Below are 816 nucleotides of genomic sequence, written 5' to 3' on the forward strand. Positions count from 1 at the left end.
GTACCCGTGCTTGAGTAATCTGCACTCTTCACCGTTTCAAGGTAGCCATCCGTGGTATAGCTATAGCTTTCTTTATGTGCCTTGGTCGAGTTCAGTGCATCTTTACCATAGTCTGCGCTCAGGCGCTGGCCCAGCTTGTCATAGCTAATCGCAATCCCGGTATTACCACGCTCTACTTTCTTGGTGGTACTATTCAGCACCCCCATACTCACTATAAAGCGGTTCATGCTATCATAGCTGTACCAGAAATCTTGAATCTTCAGTGCAGCATTTACAGCATCACGGTAGTTCGCCAGCATATGCACGATATTGCCATTGCCATCATATTCATAATGAATATTGAAGGACTGGTCCTGCACACTGATCTTGCGGTTTAAGCTATCGTAGTTAATCAAGGCATTCTGGAATACTCGAAGTTCACCCGTTTTAGCATTCAGATCCTGATAACGCTCCTCAATCCGGTTACCGTTGTTATCGTAGCGATAAGAGGTTAACAGGTTGAGTGCAGTATCACGGATCTCCTTGATCGAACCATTGCTATAGTAGCTATATTCAAGGCTCTGGCCCTGGCTATTGATCTGTTTGGTCAGCCAGCCACCTGCGTTATAAGTATAGGTAAAGACATGAGCACCCTTGTCAGTATGCTTGATGGTCCGGCCAAAGTAGTCCTGTTCATCCACCACGGTTTTACCAAGTCCATCTGTTTCCGTTCGCTTAATGCCACCCTTAGTACCGTTTAGGCTGCTAATGCTTGCGTCGTAAACATAATCGACTTTGGTGGTCACCCCTTCAGCAGTCTTACTCTGCACCACACGA

1 pseudogene is annotated in these 816 nt (G+C 46.3%); it reads right to left on the reverse strand.

The annotated features are described in order from the left end of the window. A pseudogene (locus ACS604_RS18935) lies at window positions 1-816 on the reverse strand (hypothetical protein); the annotation flags it as partial.

The sequence above is a fragment of the Acinetobacter sp. Li1LvA2 genome (assembly GCF_056156705.1).